Source organism: Psychrobacillus sp. L3 (assembly GCF_042945595.1).
In the GTDB taxonomy this organism is placed as follows: Bacteria; Bacillota; Bacilli; order Bacillales_A; family Planococcaceae; genus Psychrobacillus.
Genome location: NZ_CP168493.1, coordinates 673263 through 689598 on the forward strand (window position 1 = coordinate 673263; position 16336 = coordinate 689598).

Here is a 16336-nt window from a genome sequence, read left to right on the forward strand (position 1 = left end):
GCGACCAATTGTGTCACACCCACGACCAAATCGGTCAGACCCTAGACCAATTATGGCTTACCCGAGACCAAATCATTCATACCAGAGACCAGATAACAGGTATCCGAGACCAAACAAAAAACACCCCAAGAAATTACAAACTTCTCGGGGCAATTCCTATGATTATTCACCAATTAGTATTTCGTCGAGCTTCATTTTGACTGCTTCATAAACAAACATTGCACTTAAAGCATAGGGCAATACGATGCGACTGCCATCTTCAGTTGGAAGCAAGCCTTTAGATAGCTTCAACGAAATATATGTATATGCTAAGTTTGCCAGTTGGTTTGCGTCGTCTGCTGGCTCCGCGGCAGTAACGCTAAATGGAATAAAGTCATCACTTAATTTTCGAGCGAGCCTGAGCGCTTCTTTATTCTCACAAGATCTTGTAATAATCCAAACACGGTCCGTACTTGTAAGTACTGTATCTGTTGTCCATACTTGTATATTTGGAAAAGTTTCTACTGCATATTTTGCATTAATTGTGATGCTTTCCATTTCGTCGAAAGCGGCAAAATAGATGGAACCTTCGCGTGCAGCGGCTTGCGCAAGAAGTCTAGCAGTTTCTTCTATATTTTCTTCTTGGGAAGAAGCAATTCTTTGAAGAAGCCCAGAGAGCTGTGTTGTTAACATTTTCATGAAATTTCACCTCTTTATTATTATAAAGTAGGAGAAGATATACGTAAAATAGGAATTATTTAGAGTATTGAGAAGGGAAATAAATATTAGTGGCGAATAGTATAGAAGGGGAAATTTGATAAAAGGGGTTTGTACATCATGAAACACATTTTAATTGTTGATGATCAACTAGGAATACGAATGCTCTTAAAAGAAGTTTTTTCACAAGATGGATATGAAGTGAGTCTCGCTTCAAATGGACTGGAGGCATTGGATATAGCTGAAAAGCAAGCTATTGATGGTGTTTTGTTGGATATGAAAATTCCTGGAATGGACGGGATAAAAATTCTAACATACTTAAAAGAAAAGTATCCAAGTTTACCTGTTATGATGATGACGGCGTATGGGGAGTTAAACATGATCCAAGAGTCAATGGATTTAGGTGCGTCACTTTACTTTACAAAACCTTTTGATATTTTTGAAGTTCGAGATGCAATAAATGATCTATTGAAAAAGTAGTCCACAAGCAGGCAGTGGAAAACATCGCCTGTTTTTGTTATGATGAAAAAGAAAAGTGGAAGATGCCGATTAGCTGTTGCTAGGCGACAAGATATAAAAAGTAAATAAATGTTCATAAAAGCAAAAAGAGGAGGTCCATTTGAATGGCTTTAGTATCAATGAAAGAAATGCTTATAAAAGGTAAAAAAGAAGGATATGCTGTAGGGCAGTTCAATATTAATAATCTTGAATTTACACAAGCTATTTTACAAGCGGCAGAAGAAGAGAAATCACCTGTTATTTTAGGTGTCTCGGAAGGTGCTGCAAAATATATGGGCGGATTTACAACAGTTGTACATATGGTAAAAGGACTGATGGAAGATTATAAAACGTCCGTTCCAGTGGCAATACATTTAGATCATGGCTCTAGTTTTGAAAAATGTAAAGAAGCGATTGATGCTGGGTTCACATCTGTTATGATCGATGCATCTCATCATTCATTTGAAGAGAACGTAGAAATTACTTCTAATGTTGTGGAATATGCACATGCGCGTAATATATCGGTAGAAGCAGAACTTGGAACGGTAGGCGGACAAGAAGACGATGTAGTGGCGGATGGCGTTATTTATGCAAATCCTTCAGAATGTGCGGAGCTAGTAAAACGTACGTCCATTGATTGCTTAGCACCTGCACTAGGATCTGTTCACGGTCCTTATAAAGGGGAACCTAACTTAGGATTTAAGGAAATGGAAGAAATCTCTAAATTAGCAGATCTTCCTTTAGTATTACATGGTGGTACAGGAATTCCAACGCATGATATTGAACGCTCCATTTCTTTAGGAACTGCTAAAATCAATGTAAATACAGAAAACCAAATTGCTGCAACAAACGCAATTCGAAACTATCTAAATGAAAATTCAAGTCAATATGACCCACGTAAATATTTAATACCAGCACGCGAAGCGATTAAAACAACGGTTATCAGAAAAATGCGCGAATTTGGAAGCTCAAACAAAGCATAATTCAGTCGGGTAATATAGAAAGAAGGAGAAGTGTTCTGTTATAAATCAGAAGCTTCTCCTATTTTTCCATCAATAGGAGGATATTATTAATATGAAATTTTTTATAGATACAGCCAATTTCGATGAAATTAAGGAAGCACACGCATGGGGTATTTTATCCGGCGTAACAACGAATCCATCATTAGTCGCAAAAGAAAATATTTCTTTCCATGATCGTCTTCGTGAAATTACGGCATTAATAGACGGTTCTGTTAGTGCAGAAGTGATTGCGTTAGATGCGGAAGGTATGATTAAAGAAGGTAGAGAACTTGCTGCAATTGCTCCCAATATTACGGTCAAGCTACCAATGACACCTGAAGGACTAAAAGCATGTTCTGTATTTCGTTCAGAAGGAATTAAAACAAATGTAACACTTATTTTTTCTGCAAACCAAGCTTTATTAGCAGCCAGAGCTGGGGCAACATATGTATCTCCATTTCTAGGTCGTCTAGACGACATAGGACACGACGGAATGGAATTAATTGCGAAGATTGCTCAAATTTTTGAGATGCACAACATCGATACAGAGATTATTGCAGCTTCGATTAGACATCCACAACATATTACAGATGCTGCGTTAAATGGTGCACATATTTCTACAACTCCATTTAAAGTATTAAAACAATTATTCCATCATCCATTGACAGACAAAGGAATTGAAGGATTTCTAGCGGATTGGAACAATCGTAAAAGCGAGTAACCAGACGAAGGAGAAGCGTATGGAAGTTTATAAAATAAAAGGTGCAAATCGGCTACATGGAACGATTAAAGTAAGCGGAGCGAAAAATAGTGCAGTAGCACTTATTCCAGCTTCCTTACTTGCGAACTCCCCTGTGACTATAGAAGGTTTACCGGAAATTTTAGACGTATGGACATTAAAAGAAATTTTAGAAGAAGTAGGGGCTAAAATTACATTCGAAGACGGGACGATGACAATCGATCCGACGAATATAGTAGATATGCCACTCCCAAACGGTAATATAAAGAAACTACGAGCTTCTTATTATTTAATGGGTGCGCTTCTTGGGAAATTTAAAAAAGCTGCCATCGGATTACCAGGAGGATGTCATTTAGGTCCTCGCCCAATTGATCAACATATTAAAGGTTTTGAAGCTTTAGGAGCTACTGTAACCAATGAGCACGGGGCAATTTATCTGCGTGCGGATGAATTAATAGGTTCAAAGATCTATTTGGACGTTGTAAGTGTGGGAGCTACGATTAATATAATGCTTGCCGCTGTACTTGCAAAAGGCAGAACGATCATTGAAAATGCAGCCAAAGAACCAGAAATCATTGATGTTGCAACTCTTTTATCCAATATGGGTGCAAACATTAAAGGTGCTGGAACGAATGTCATTCGAATTGATGGTGTGAAAGAATTGCATGGTACGAAGCATACAATTATTCCAGATCGTATTGAAGCAGGTACGTTCATGATTATGGCAGCAGTTGCTGGAGACGGCGTCACTATTGATAATGTCATCCCTTTTCATGTGGAAGCATTAACAGCTAAGCTCCGAGAAATGGGTGTTAAAGTGGAAGAATATGAAGAAAAGATTTTCATACCAAAGCCTAAAAATTTACAAGCGGTAGATGTTAAAACGCTTGTGTACCCAGGATTTCCGACTGATTTGCAGCAACCGTTCTCAGTATTAATGACACAGGCCACAGGTACATCTGTTATTACGGACTCCATTTATTCGGCTAGATTTAAACAAATTGATGAACTTCGTCGTATGAGTGCAAATGGAAGAGTAGATGGTAGAACCGCTGTCATTACTGGACCGGTCAATCTTGAAGCTGCAACTGTTCGGGCAAGTGACTTACGAGCAGGAGCAGCGCTAGTGCTTGCGGGTTTAATCGCCGATGGAGAAACAGAGATTCAGGATATATTTCATATAGAACGTGGCTATAGTTCGATTATTGAAAAGCTTCGAGGGCTTGGTGCAGATATTAGACGAGTGGAAATAAAAGAAATAGAAGTAAACAACGAATAAATTGCATCCTATACTATAGATAAGAAAGCATAACTTTTCGATAAAGTAACTGTCTAAACTCCAAATACCTTGCGCTTTTCTTATTTAGAAAATATGCTACAATGTAACAGGAAGAAAGACAGGACGGGTTTATTAACCGTAAACCGTAAAACGGGAGGCACATATTAGATGGAACGTAGTTTATCAATGGAATTAGTCCGAGTAACAGAGGCCGCAGCTATCGCATCAGCTCGTTGGATGGGACGCGGATTAAAAAATGAAGCAGACGACGCAGCAACTACTGCTATGCGCACAGTTTTTGACACAATCCCAATGGAAGGTGTCGTTGTAATTGGGGAAGGTGAAATGGACGAAGCACCGATGTTATATATCGGAGAAAAGCTAGGACATGGAATTGGTGGTCCTCAAGTGGATGTGGCAGTGGATCCTTTAGAAGGTACGAATATCGTAGCTTCAGGTGGATGGAATGCACTTGCAGTTCTTGCAATTGCAGATCGCGGAAATTTACTTCATGCTCCAGATATGTATATGGAAAAATTAGCAGTCGGTCCTGAAGCAGTAGGTCAAGTGGATATTAATGCTCCAGTTATTGATAACTTAAGAGCGGTAGCCCGTGCAAAAAATAAAGATATTGAAGATGTAGTAGCTACCATTTTAGGTCGTCCGAGACACCAAAAAATTATCGATGAAATTAGAGCTGCTGGGGCACGCATCAAGTTAATCACAGATGGCGATGTAGCAGGTGCTATTAATACAGCATTCGATAATACTGGTGTAGATATTCTTTTTGGAATGGGCGGGGCACCTGAAGGGGTTATCTCTGCAGTTGGATTAAAATGCTTAGGCGGAGAAATTCAAGGGAAACTTATTCCTCAAGACGAAGCAGAGCTGGCACGTTGTATCAAAATGGGTCTAGATGTAAATAAAATTTTACGTATGGAAGACTTAGTCAAAGGTGACGACGCTATCTTTGCTGCTACGGGCGTAACAGACGGAGAACTTCTTCGTGGAGTGCAGTTTAAAGGTGCTTTTGGTTCTACTCATTCTATCGTTATGCGTGCAAAGTCAGGAACAATCCGATTTGTAGAAGGACGTCATAGCTTAAAGAAAAAACCGAATTTAGTTCTATAAAACTAAACTTCTCTAATGTATACCCGGCTTAGTCGGTCGGGTATCCTCTTTATAAACTTCAATCCTATTAAATCTTTTTCAACTGTAGTCTCCCATTTCTACAAAAACTAGATGAGTGTCAATAATTCATAAAGTTCAGTGGTCTATAGATACTCCATTGAAAAGGATGAGGCCTCTGGCGTATGCCGCAGATTTTGTAAGCTAATTAATCACGTAAGCAAGATACAAAATCTGGGTGCATTTTATGCGACAAGTAATCGCAGTATGAAACAAGCCAAGGTATATTTGATTTCCCAAAAATACGAAACAACAAAATATAATAAAGAGTGGTGCTTTGCCAATGACACAAACAACTATTAATGAGCTAGAAAATATGACGTTAAAAGAGCTTTATGCCCTTGCAAGAAAGTATAAAGTTGCAACGTATAGCAAACTTTCCAAAAAGGAACTTATTTTTGCAATTTTAAAATCTCGTGCAGAACAAGAAGGATTTTTCTTCATGGAAGGTGTATTAGAAATTATCCAACAAGAAGGCTTTGGTTTCTTACGACCTATTAACTATTCTCCAAGTTCTGAAGATATCTATATTTCTGCTTCCCAAATTAGAAGATTTGATTTACGTAACGGCGATAAAGTAACAGGAAAAGTGCGTCCTCCTAAAGAAAGTGAACGTTACTATGGCCTTTTACATGTTGAATTAGTTAATGGCGAAGATCCAGAAATTGCGAAAGAAAGAGTCCATTTTCCAGGGCTTACAGCACTTTATCCTGACCGTCATATCAAGCTTGAAACAGAACCAGATAAACTATCGACTCGTATTATGGATTTAGTAGCTCCGGTTGGTTACGGGCAACGCGGATTAATCGTAGCTCCTCCAAAAGCTGGTAAAACTTTATTGATTAAAGAAATTGCCAATGCAATTACAACGAATCATCCAAACGCAGAACTAATCGTTTTATTAATAGACGAGCGCCCAGAAGAAGTAACAGACATTGAGCGTTCCGTTAAAGCAGATGTGGTAAGTTCTACATTTGATGAAGTACCAGAAAATCATGTGAAAGTAGCGGAGCTTGTTTTAGAAAGAGCGATGCGTTTAGTTGAACATAAACGCGACGTTATCATTTTAATGGATTCGATTACACGACTTGCTCGCGCATACAATTTAGTAATACCTCCAAGTGGACGTACGTTATCAGGTGGTATTGATCCAGCAGCATTCCATCGACCAAAACGTTTTTTTGGAGCGGCGCGTAATATCGAAGAAGGCGGTAGCTTAACAATTCTTGCTACTGCATTAGTAGATACAGGATCACGTATGGACGAAGTAATTTACGAAGAGTTCAAAGGAACGGGTAATCTGGAACTTCATTTAGACAGAAGTCTTGCGGAACGTCGAATTTTCCCAGCGATCGATATCCGCCGCTCAGGTACACGAAAAGAAGAACTTCTTATTCCTAAAGATCAATTGGACAAACTTTGGGCAATTCGCAAAACCTTCTCCGATTCAGGAGATTTTGGAGAACGTTTCTTGAAAAAGCTTCGTCAGTCAAAAACAAACGAAGCATTCTTCGAGCAACTCGCAGTAGAAATGAAAGCGCATCGTAGTGGGAAAGTGACTCTATAAAAAGAAAAACGCAAGGATAGATTATTAATAGATGCGTTAGTTAATTTCATAAATAGCATTTAATTATTAAAACACGAACAACACTTAATTTATTGATTAGAGCGACAGACGGCGACTCAAGCGGGATAAGTGAGACAGGTGAGCCATTACAAACGATGCGAATGCGGCGCCCCCGCGGAAAGCGTCCGCCTATATCGGAAATCATGCTGATTTATTATGAAGAGTATATGATACATATTCTCACATTTCACATTAATATTGTTCGTGTTTTATGTTCTAAATTTGAATCATGAAATTGTTCGCGTTAGTAATAAAACAATTAGCTTGCGATTGAAACTTAAACATGCTATTATATATGATGTAAGTTTACAATTTTCTGCTACATATACGATTGGCCAACAATCGGATCGTGTAAGGTATCAGTATCATAACCAACTCTGTTCCAGATGGTTCAGGGCGAGAGGAGAGATAGAGATGAAAGCAGGAATTCATCCCGATTACAAAGAAGCAACAGTATCATGTTCATGTGGTAACACATTCACAACTGGTTCTGTAAAATCAGACATCAAAGTCGAGTTCTGTAGCGAATGTCACCCATTCTATACTGGACGTCAAAAATTCGCAGCTGCGGATGGCCGTGTTGATCGCTTCAACAAAAAATACGGAATCAAAGAAGAAATTAACGAATAATTACCAAGTACCTACAAAGCACATTGTGTTTTGTAGGTATTTTTATTTTTGTTTCAAACACTTGATTTTTATGTCTTGGTCATCCATCTTATGTTATAAATAGATAGAGGGAATGGAAAAAATATTAGAAGAAAATGAAATGCAAGGAGAATTAGAATGGCGCAATTATTTTATAAGCACGGAGCAATGAATAGTGGCAAATCTATTGAAATTCTAAAAGTAGCACATAATTACGAGGAACAAGATAAACCGGTTGTCATTTTCACGCCTAGTATTGATACAAGAGATGAAATTGGGTATATCTCAAGTAGAATAGGATTAAAGAGAAAAGCTACAGCGATCTACGGTGATACCAATTTATATGAATTAGTGAAAGATCAATCACCAAAACCATATTGTGTCTTAATTGACGAAGTGCAATTTTTGAAAAAAGAGCATGTCTTACAATTAACAAAAATTGTAGATAAACTAGCTATTCCCGTTATGGGATTTGGATTAAAAAATGATTTCCAAAATGAGCTATTTGAAGGTAGTCGTTATATGTTAATATACGCTGATAAAATTGAGGAAATGAAAACAATTTGTTGGTTCTGCCATAAAAAAGCTATTATGAATTTGCGGGTAGATGAAAACGGTAAACCTATATACACTGGCGAGCAAATCCATATTGGTGGCAACGATTCTTATTATCCGGTATGCCGAAAATGCCACGCCAATCCACCTTTATAACACAAAACAAAATCCACTTTATTCTATATGAATAAGGAGGATTTTTTGATTCGCTTTGTGAATTTGGTCTCGGGTCGTTCGGAACTGATCTTGCTACGGGGTGATTTGGTTTCGGATCTAGGCAAATTAGTCTCGGGTATGCTTAAATTGGTCTCGCACTGCCGTTTTCTAACTTATTATGGATAATAATTCAAAGATTGCTGTTGGAGTTTAGTTTCTTTATTGACTAGATGGGCAATCTCACACAAAGTGAACTCTTTATTGTGAGATTTGGTCTCGGGACATTCGAAACTGATCTCGCTAAGGAGGGATTTGGTCTCGCACTGCCACTATATGTAAAATAAGATTTAGTATTTAGTCTCGAATATGCTTGATTTGATCTCACTTTGCTATTATATGTGAACAATCAACTTACTTTGGAAAGAATAATATAGAAAAAGTAGCGATGAAGACATTTTTTCTTTATAATAGGAATGATATAGACTTATACGAACGAGGTGAGCTCGATGTTTGATCGATTACAATCGGTAGAAGATCGTTATGATAAATTAAATGAATTGCTTAGTGACCCCGATGTGGTCAATGATATAAATAAGCTGAGACAATATTCAAAAGAGCAATCGGATTTGCAGGATACAGTGGACGCGTACCGTGAATACAAAGAGGTCAAAAGCCAATATAAAGATGCAAAGCTGATGTTAGATGAAAAGCTTGATGCGGATATGCGGGACATGGTGAAGGAAGAAGTAAATGATTTGGTAGCTCAAATCGAGGCATTAGAAGAGCGACTTAGGCTTTTATTAATACCGAAGGATCCGAATGACGATAAAAACGTTATTATGGAGATTCGCGGAGCAGCTGGAGGAGATGAAGCGGCATTATTTGCCGGCAATCTATTCCGTATGTACAGCCGCTACGCGGAAACGCAAAACTGGAAAGTCGATATTATGGATTCATCTCCGACGGGACTTGGTGGCTTCAAAGAAATTATTTTCATGATTAATGGGAACAATGCCTATTCGAAAATGAAATACGAAAATGGTGCGCACCGTGTACAGCGTGTTCCGGAAACAGAGTCTGGTGGACGTATTCATACGTCAACGGCTACAGTAGCAGTTCTTCCTGAAGCGGAGGAAGTAGAAGTGGAAATTCATGAAAAGGATATTCGTACCGATACATTTGCATCATCTGGTGCAGGTGGACAATCAGTTAATACAACGATGTCCGCTGTTCGTTTGACGCATCTTCCAACTGGAATTACAGTTTCGATGCAAGATGAAAAATCGCAAATTAAAAACAAAGAAAAAGCCATGAAGATTCTTCGAGCACGTGTTGCGGACAAATTCCGTCAAGAAGCACAAGCGGAATATGATGCTGTCCGAAAATCAGCAGTAGGTACCGGTGACCGCTCCGAACGAATTCGCACATATAACTATCCACAAAATCGTGTAACCGATCACCGTATTGGATTAACGATTCAAAAACTCGACCAAATTTTAGAAGGAAAGCTTGATGAAGTAGTCGATGCATTAATATTAGAAGATCAAGCAGACAAACTAGAAAGATTGAATGATACCAATGTATAAAACAATTTATGAGGCCCTAAACCGGGCTTCTTCTTTTTTAGAAGAAAACAATCGAGAAAAAGAAGTTGCTCGTTATTTGTTGCAGTATGTGCTAAAGAAAAACTATTCTCAGTTGATGATAGCAATGTACGAGGAGTTATCCGCAGAAGATCTTCAAACGTTTTGGTCATATGTTGAAGAACATACAACTGGACGTCCGTTTCAATATATTATTAGTCAGGAAACCTTTTATGGTCGAGATTTCTTTGTAAATGAAAACGTCTTAATTCCACGTCCAGAAACAGAAGAATTAATAGAAGAAGTAAAAAAACGTGTAAAACCTCTTTTCGATTCAAATAAAACCCTGCAAATTGCAGATATTGGTACAGGAAGCGGAGCAATTGCTGTCACTATAAAAAAAGAAATACCTACTGCAAAAGTTACTGCAACGGATATATCCCAGCAAGCACTTGAAGTGGCGATGAAAAATGCGCAGTTATTAAATGCAGAAATTCAATTCAAACTAGGGGATCTATTAGAGCCAATAGCCGATCAAAAATGGGATATTATCCTATCGAATCCTCCTTACATTGGTCAGCACGAAGCAGATTCTCTTTCCGATACGGTAATCGATTATGAACCACATTTAGCATTGTTTGCGGAGGAAGAGGGGCTACAGCTATATAGAAAAATGGCGGAGCAGCTACCTTCTATGATGAATGTTCCTAGTTTCATAGGATTTGAAATTGGCTATGAACAAGGGAATGCTGTACAAAATATGCTTCAAAAGGCATTTCCAACAGCCCGTGTAGAAATAGTGAAAGATATGAATCAAAAAAATCGTTTTGTTTTTTGCACAATTACTGAATAAGTTATGAATCTATTGGTAACAATGTTCCTAAGGGGGAATGTTATATGTTACCAGATTATGAGATAAAGAGAGTTTCAAGTATTGGCAAGCAAATAGATACAATTATTTTCTTCGTGTGGATGTTACTTCTTATTCAGTTTTGTTTATTTCTCTTATTTCAATCGACCGAGCAAGTGGATGGATTACGCTTTCGATTGATCGCAAATAGTAATACAATGGAAGACCAACAGGTAAAGAATGAAGTAAAAAATAGTATTGAGCCTCTGTTGATTCAATATCAAAATAATCCACAAACATATGCAGAACTTGAACAAGTTGTGGATAAGTTATCAGAAAAGTTCGAACAAAAAATTCATTTATCCACAGGCTTGGCTTTATTTCCTCCAAAAGTGTGGAATCAAGGAATAACAGCTCAAGCAAATGTTGAATCTGTTGTTATAACAATTGGGAGTGGTCGCGGTGATAACTGGTGGTGTGCGTTGTTTCCAAAAGTGTGCTACAAAGAAGAGGTAGTGGAAGAGAAACCTAAGTTTTGGGTATGGGAATGGTTAAAGAAGAGGTTTTCCACATAATTATCCACAGAAAGAATGAAGTTTTCCACAATTTGTGGATAAGTGTAGTAGAAAGGAGGGAAAATGAGATGAAAACGCAAATAGTGAGTGTGGATAACTTATCCACAAAAGAACAAGGTTACACACAGGCTGTGGATTTATTAATCGTTGGTGAAACGGTCGCTTTCCCGACAGAAACCGTATATGGATTAGGTGCTGTTGCAACGAATGAGAGAGCGGTAAGTAAAATTTTTGAAGCAAAAGGAAGACCACAAGATAATCCACTTATTGTGCACATCGGTGAATTAGAGGAACTCGAGTCTTTTACGAAGAATATTCCGCAAATAGCGAAGGATTGCATGGATGCTTTTTGGCCAGGCCCACTCACGCTTATACTTCCCCTAAAGCCAAATTCACTTGCACAAAATGTATCCGCTGGACTAGATACAGTAGGGGTTAGAATGCCTGAACATCCAGTAGCTCTTGAATTACTTAGACGTTTAAAACAACCAGTTGCCGCTCCGAGTGCGAATAGAAGTGGAAAACCAAGTCCTACGAAAGCTACGCACGTATTCCACGACCTGAACGGTAAAATCCCTTTAATAGTAGATGGTGGGGCGACAGGCATTGGTTTAGAGTCAACGGTACTAGATGTCACATCCAAAGTACCTACAATTCTTCGTCCAGGTGGAATTACAAAAGAAATGCTTGAAAAAGTAATCGGTCAAGTTAATGAATCGAAACTGACAGATCATGCGGAAGCACCTCGTGCACCAGGTATGAAATATGCCCATTATGCACCAAATGCCCCTGTTTATTTAATTGAAAATTCCAAACTAACCGTGCGAAATGCGGTCGAAAAAATACATAGCAATTCTCAAAAGGTAGTTTTAATCGCAAGTGAACAGTATGCTGATATCGAGGTAGATCACTTTTTTTCATTGGGAAAAGAAAATCAACTACAAGATGCGGCACATTTATTATATGAAGCATTAAGAAGTTGTGATGAAACAGATGCAGACTTAGTGCTTGTTCCTGTTTTTTTAAAAGAAGGAGTAGGTACTGCTATAATGAATCGATTAGAAAAAGCTGCAAACGGCAATTGGTTTGTTTAGTAACTTCGGTTCACATTGATATTCAACCGATTCTATTCTGGATTCAACCGATTTCCAGTAGGATTCGACCGGTTTTAGTTAAATGCGACCGATTTCCAGTAGGATTCAACCGATTCCTAGTTGTATTCGACCGATTCATCTATTTTCTCTATAGAGAGATAAACATTTCTCAAACGTTAGCAGTGTATTCTCCCTTATCTATTTGCATATAGTTAATTATGCAAATGGACGGGGGAGATTTTTTGTGGCGTGAAATTTTAGCAGGCGCTTTAGTGTCTGTAGATGTACTTATATTGTTTTCGCTTGTATCTTATCGGAAACAAGTTTTTACCATTGCTGCTTGGGTAGCTTCATTACATATGCTTTTTCCTTTAATCGGTTATTACGCTGGAATCGTCGTACAAAATTATTTGCAACAAGCGAGTCCCTACTTATCCGGAGTTCTTCTTGCACTAGTTGGTTTACAGATGATTATTACGCAATCTCCTAAACAAGTTCCGCTATTCTCTCCTTATCTTCTCGCACTGGTAGCAAGTATTGATACCTTTTCAGTAAGTATTTCGTTTGGTATGCTTAAAGTGGAAAAGCTTATTTTTATCTTAAGTTCAGGAATCTTATCTTTTTTGGCTGTATTTATTGCTCAAAAAGTCATTTTTAAGCATTCATTTATGAATCGAGCGATCATCATGCGACTAGCAGGACTAGTTCTTTTATTGATGGGAATTTTAACTTTATGGAATATTTAACAATATTTATAACATTTATAGGACTAAATATTATATACTAGAGATGGGGAAATAGAAGGATGAATATATTATTTGTTTGTACGGGAAATACATGTCGAAGTCCGATAGCAGAGGCATTATTAAAGGCTCGATGTTTAGAAGATGTGCTAGTTCGTTCGGCAGGAATTTATGCAGTAAACGGAGGAGATATTTCTTTTAATGGGAAATTAGTATTAGATAATGCTCTGATACCGTTTGCTCATGAAACAACTGCATTAGATAAGCGATTAGTAGATTGGGCGGATCTTATCTTGACGATGACATTTTCGCATAAACAAACAATCATTCAAGCATTTCCACATACTAAAACCAAGGTATATAAGTACAAAGAATTTGTTACGCCCCAAAATGTACAAGATGTATCAGATCCTTATGGTGGGGACCTACATACATATGAAAACACGTTTCAAGAACTACTTGCACTAACAGATGAACTAGTGAAAAAACTACGGGGGGATTAAGGATGAAAGAGAAAAAGAAGAAGTATGCATTCGGACTACAAAAGAAGATTGTATTATTCGTCACCATTTTAGCTGTTATTACATACACGACAAGTGCGGTATTTATAAACTTCATACAACCGCTAATATTTGAAGGTGCAACAAAATCATTTAACTTTGAAATAGCTATGTATGCTTTGGGAATTTTTTGGTCAGCAGTCTTAGCATATTTTTTCAGTGGGGTCATTATAAAGCCTCTATTTAATTTAGAAAAAGTTGCAACGCTTGCTTCAGAAGGAAAAATTGGCGTGGACGTAAATGTGCCGAAGTCCAAAGATGAAATTCAATCTGTCGCTGTTGCTTTCCAATCAATGCTTGTGAACTTAAGAGAAATGGTTCAAAGTATTGAAGATAATTTTGAGAAGACGAATAAGACTGTGAAGCAATTATCGGAAGAATCGTCCGTTGCTTCTGTGCAAGCTGAAGCAATCGCTCATACAATTGCGCAAATTTCCCAAGGTGCAGAACAATCAGCTGTAGCAGTACAAGAAACTGCTGAATCCGTAGAAGACGTAAGGGTACTTGCTTCTGAAGTGAATAAACGTGCAGAAGAATCTTCTGTTCAATCAAAAGAAATGATTGCAGGCCTAGCACAAACTACAGATGTCATTGAGTCACTTGTGAATGGGATTCGTAAAATTGCCTCTGGTAGTGAAGCAGCACTTGGAAATGTACAACAGTTGGAAGAAAACGCAGGAAAAGTAGAAAGTATTATTCAGTTAGTAGGGGATATTGCAGCGCAAACGAATCTACTGGCACTAAATGCATCCATCGAAGCAGCGCGTGCAGGGGAACATGGAAAAGGTTTTGCAGTTGTAGCAGAAGAAGTTCGCAAATTAGCGGATGAAAGTGCAAAGGCTGTTCAAGGAATTTCCGAATTAATTCTTGCCATTCAAACAGATGTGCAAACAGTTGTGCAACAAATGACAAACCAAGTTAGCTTTGCGGTTGGAGAAGCAAAACGAGTATCCGATACAAACGCAGCAATCGAAGGAATGTCCAATAAAATCCATAGTATGGCTGGCTCAGTTGTCGAAATATCGACACTCGTCGAACGACAATTAACTAATATTGAAAATACTGCTCGACAATCGCAAGAAGTTGCAGCGATTGCAGAAGAAACATCTGCAGGTGCCGAAGAAGTAAGAAGTTCCACAGATGAGCAAGCGCGATCAATCGAACAAATCGACCATTTATCTGAAGGACTGAAACAACAATCAGAGGGGTTATTCAAAGTGATAAGTCAATTTGATCGAACTTCACAATAACTTTGCGTGGTTCTTACATTATTCTTTGCATGCTTATTATGGTGTAGAAGGAAAAAGAAGCGTATTCTCCGTACAATACGAATATTGAAGTTAAAATTATCATTATCGTTCGTATTTTAATGGGTTTCAATGAGGATACTTAAGCAAATTTTGGAAAATTGACAGAAATTCGTCCGATTCTTTGTATTAAATGCAATTCACTTTATGTGAATTGTATTTTTTTATTCTGAAAAATGGTATGATGAATGAGAATTTAAACAGAAATGAGGGAACGAGTTGAAAATAGCCATTTCTTCCGATCACGGTGGTAATAACCTACGTAAAGAAATTATACAACAGCTAGAAGAGCTTGGACTTTCCTATGAGGACTTCGGTCCAATTAATGACGATTCGGTCGATTATCCGGACTATGCGATGCCGGTTGCAGAAGGTGTTGCTAATGGCGAATTTGATCGTGGAATATTAATTTGTGGTACAGGTATCGGAATGTCAATTGCAGCAAATAAAGTAAAAGGAATTCGTTGTGCACTAGTACATGATGTGTTTTCTGCAAAAGCAACGAGATGTCATAATGATTCTAATGTCCTTGCGATGGGTGAACGAGTTATAGGTCCAGGACTTGCAAGAGAAATCGTTGCAACATGGCTTGGTCAAGACTTTGAAGGTGGACGCCATGAGCGTCGTGTTGAGAAAATTACTGCATTAGAAAACGCATAAAGAGGTGATTTCGGATGGAAGTAAAACATTTGTGGAAACAACAAATAGAACAGCTTCTACTAGAAGTGGAGCAGCAAGCAATTTTAAGAGAAAATGATTTATTTGTCATTGGATGTTCTACTTCTGAAATTATCGGCGAGAAAATTGGTACTGCTGGTGGCATAGAGGTAGCGGAAGTTTTATTTGAACCATTACAAGCATTTGCAAATCGAAATAAAGTTCATTTAGCATTTCAAGGCTGTGAACATATAAATCGAGCAATTACAATGGAAAGAAAAACGCAACTTTTCTATCGATTACCGGAAGTCTCTGTTATTCCAGTTGTTCGCGCAGGAGGATCTATGTCTGCTTATGCGTACACTCAATTTCAAGACCCTGTAGTTGTCGAGCATGTGCAAGCACAAGCCGGCATTGATATAGGACAAACCCTTATCGGCATGCAGTTACAACCAGTTGCTGTACCGATTCGCGTGTCCACAAAGCAAATTGGGGGAGCAGTCGTTACGATTGCGAAAACACGCCCGAAGCTAATTGGCGGAGAGCGTGCATTTTACGGATGATATTGGAGGAGGAACTA

The 16336-nt window shown here is 38.2% G+C and carries 18 protein-coding genes; 17 read left to right on the forward strand and 1 reads right to left on the reverse strand.

The window, feature by feature from the left end:
• Positions 1–162: 162 nt before the first annotated feature.
• Positions 163–678, reverse strand: coding sequence for a DUF2529 family protein (locus ACEPXD_RS03305; protein ID WP_391119925.1), 516 nt, complete (start codon positions 676–678; stop codon positions 163–165).
• A gap of 138 nt (positions 679–816) precedes the next feature.
• Between ACEPXD_RS03305 and ACEPXD_RS03310 the strand changes: the two genes are divergently transcribed.
• The 17 genes from ACEPXD_RS03310 to ACEPXD_RS03390 all read left to right on the forward strand — a co-directional run bounded on the left by ACEPXD_RS03310 (position 817) and on the right by ACEPXD_RS03390 (position 16319).
• A complete protein-coding gene (locus ACEPXD_RS03310; RefSeq protein WP_391119927.1) occupies positions 817–1176 on the forward strand; it encodes a response regulator in 360 nt (119 codons plus the stop codon).
• Between the two features lie 143 nt (positions 1177–1319).
• The gene (locus ACEPXD_RS03315) at positions 1320–2177 is read left to right on the forward strand and encodes a class II fructose-bisphosphate aldolase (protein ID WP_391119929.1); all 858 of its coding nucleotides are present in this window, start codon (positions 1320–1322) and stop codon (positions 2175–2177) included.
• Between the two features lie 91 nt (positions 2178–2268).
• Positions 2269–2916 carry a fructose-6-phosphate aldolase gene (gene fsa, locus ACEPXD_RS03320; RefSeq protein WP_391119931.1) on the forward strand — a complete coding sequence of 216 codons (648 nt, stop codon included), beginning with the start codon at positions 2269–2271 and terminating at the stop codon, positions 2914–2916.
• A 19-nt stretch (positions 2917–2935) separates the two neighbouring features.
• Positions 2936–4213: a UDP-N-acetylglucosamine 1-carboxyvinyltransferase gene (locus ACEPXD_RS03325; protein ID WP_391119933.1), complete on the forward strand. Its 1278-nt coding sequence runs from the start codon at positions 2936–2938 to the stop codon at positions 4211–4213.
• Positions 4214–4381: 168 nt separating this feature from the next.
• Entirely contained in the window at positions 4382–5344 is a 963-nt protein-coding gene (glpX, locus tag ACEPXD_RS03330) for a class II fructose-bisphosphatase (protein ID WP_391119935.1), read from the forward strand.
• Positions 5345–5684: 340 nt separating this feature from the next.
• The gene (rho, locus tag ACEPXD_RS03335; RefSeq protein ID WP_151698868.1) at positions 5685–6968 is read left to right on the forward strand and encodes a transcription termination factor Rho; all 1284 of its coding nucleotides are present in this window, start codon (positions 5685–5687) and stop codon (positions 6966–6968) included.
• 474 nt (positions 6969–7442) lie between these two features.
• A complete protein-coding gene (rpmE, locus tag ACEPXD_RS03340) occupies positions 7443–7658 on the forward strand; it encodes a 50S ribosomal protein L31 (RefSeq protein ID WP_391122978.1) in 216 nt (71 codons plus the stop codon).
• A 156-nt stretch (positions 7659–7814) separates the two neighbouring features.
• Positions 7815–8387 carry a thymidine kinase gene (locus tag ACEPXD_RS03345; protein WP_391119937.1) on the forward strand — a complete coding sequence of 191 codons (573 nt, stop codon included), beginning with the start codon at positions 7815–7817 and terminating at the stop codon, positions 8385–8387.
• Positions 8388–8893: 506 nt separating this feature from the next.
• The gene (prfA, locus tag ACEPXD_RS03350) at positions 8894–9973 is read left to right on the forward strand and encodes a peptide chain release factor 1 (protein ID WP_391119939.1); all 1080 of its coding nucleotides are present in this window, start codon (positions 8894–8896) and stop codon (positions 9971–9973) included.
• Positions 9966–10823 carry a peptide chain release factor N(5)-glutamine methyltransferase gene (gene prmC, locus ACEPXD_RS03355; RefSeq protein WP_391119941.1) on the forward strand — a complete coding sequence of 286 codons (858 nt, stop codon included), beginning with the start codon at positions 9966–9968 and terminating at the stop codon, positions 10821–10823. Before prfA ends, prmC begins: the two co-directional genes overlap by 8 nt.
• Positions 10824–10867: 44 nt before the next feature.
• Positions 10868–11395: a stage II sporulation protein R gene (locus ACEPXD_RS03360; protein WP_391119943.1), complete on the forward strand. Its 528-nt coding sequence runs from the start codon at positions 10868–10870 to the stop codon at positions 11393–11395.
• 68 nt (positions 11396–11463) lie between these two features.
• Positions 11464–12489 (forward strand): L-threonylcarbamoyladenylate synthase, encoded by a 1026-nt coding sequence (locus ACEPXD_RS03365; protein ID WP_391119945.1) that lies wholly within the window; start codon positions 11464–11466, stop codon positions 12487–12489.
• Positions 12490–12731: 242 nt separating this feature from the next.
• Positions 12732–13235 (forward strand): manganese efflux pump MntP family protein, encoded by a 504-nt coding sequence (locus tag ACEPXD_RS03370; protein ID WP_391119947.1) that lies wholly within the window; start codon positions 12732–12734, stop codon positions 13233–13235.
• A 59-nt stretch (positions 13236–13294) separates the two neighbouring features.
• Positions 13295–13735 (forward strand): low molecular weight protein arginine phosphatase, encoded by a 441-nt coding sequence (locus ACEPXD_RS03375; RefSeq protein ID WP_391119949.1) that lies wholly within the window; start codon positions 13295–13297, stop codon positions 13733–13735.
• Between the two features lie 2 nt (positions 13736–13737).
• Entirely contained in the window at positions 13738–15042 is a 1305-nt protein-coding gene (locus ACEPXD_RS03380; protein WP_391119951.1) for a methyl-accepting chemotaxis protein, read from the forward strand.
• Positions 15043–15318: 276 nt separating this feature from the next.
• On the forward strand, positions 15319–15759 hold the full coding sequence (rpiB, locus tag ACEPXD_RS03385) for a ribose 5-phosphate isomerase B (RefSeq protein WP_391119953.1): 441 nt from the start codon (positions 15319–15321) through the stop codon (positions 15757–15759).
• 14 nt (positions 15760–15773) lie between these two features.
• Positions 15774–16319, forward strand: coding sequence for a TIGR01440 family protein (locus ACEPXD_RS03390; protein WP_391119955.1), 546 nt, complete (start codon positions 15774–15776; stop codon positions 16317–16319).
• Positions 16320–16336 lie beyond the last annotated feature (17 nt).

Coding starts and splice junctions, on each gene's coding strand:
- ACEPXD_RS03305 (WP_391119925.1), bottom strand. CDS start 678: ATGAAAATGTTAACAACACAGCTCTCTGGGCTTCTTCAAAGAATTGCT.
- ACEPXD_RS03310 (WP_391119927.1), top strand. CDS start 817: ATGAAACACATTTTAATTGTTGATGATCAACTAGGAATACGAATGCTC.
- ACEPXD_RS03315 (WP_391119929.1), top strand. CDS start 1,320: ATGGCTTTAGTATCAATGAAAGAAATGCTTATAAAAGGTAAAAAAGAA.
- fsa (WP_391119931.1), top strand. CDS start 2,269: ATGAAATTTTTTATAGATACAGCCAATTTCGATGAAATTAAGGAAGCA.
- ACEPXD_RS03325 (WP_391119933.1), top strand. CDS start 2,936: ATGGAAGTTTATAAAATAAAAGGTGCAAATCGGCTACATGGAACGATT.
- glpX (WP_391119935.1), top strand. CDS start 4,382: ATGGAACGTAGTTTATCAATGGAATTAGTCCGAGTAACAGAGGCCGCA.
- rho (WP_151698868.1), top strand. CDS start 5,685: ATGACACAAACAACTATTAATGAGCTAGAAAATATGACGTTAAAAGAG.
- rpmE (WP_391122978.1), top strand. CDS start 7,443: ATGAAAGCAGGAATTCATCCCGATTACAAAGAAGCAACAGTATCATGT.
- ACEPXD_RS03345 (WP_391119937.1), top strand. CDS start 7,815: ATGGCGCAATTATTTTATAAGCACGGAGCAATGAATAGTGGCAAATCT.
- prfA (WP_391119939.1), top strand. CDS start 8,894: ATGTTTGATCGATTACAATCGGTAGAAGATCGTTATGATAAATTAAAT.
- prmC (WP_391119941.1), top strand. CDS start 9,966: ATGTATAAAACAATTTATGAGGCCCTAAACCGGGCTTCTTCTTTTTTA.
- ACEPXD_RS03360 (WP_391119943.1), top strand. CDS start 10,868: ATGTTACCAGATTATGAGATAAAGAGAGTTTCAAGTATTGGCAAGCAA.
- ACEPXD_RS03365 (WP_391119945.1), top strand. CDS start 11,464: ATGAAAACGCAAATAGTGAGTGTGGATAACTTATCCACAAAAGAACAA.
- ACEPXD_RS03375 (WP_391119949.1), top strand. CDS start 13,295: ATGAATATATTATTTGTTTGTACGGGAAATACATGTCGAAGTCCGATA.
- ACEPXD_RS03380 (WP_391119951.1), top strand. CDS start 13,738: ATGAAAGAGAAAAAGAAGAAGTATGCATTCGGACTACAAAAGAAGATT.
- ACEPXD_RS03390 (WP_391119955.1), top strand. CDS start 15,774: ATGGAAGTAAAACATTTGTGGAAACAACAAATAGAACAGCTTCTACTA.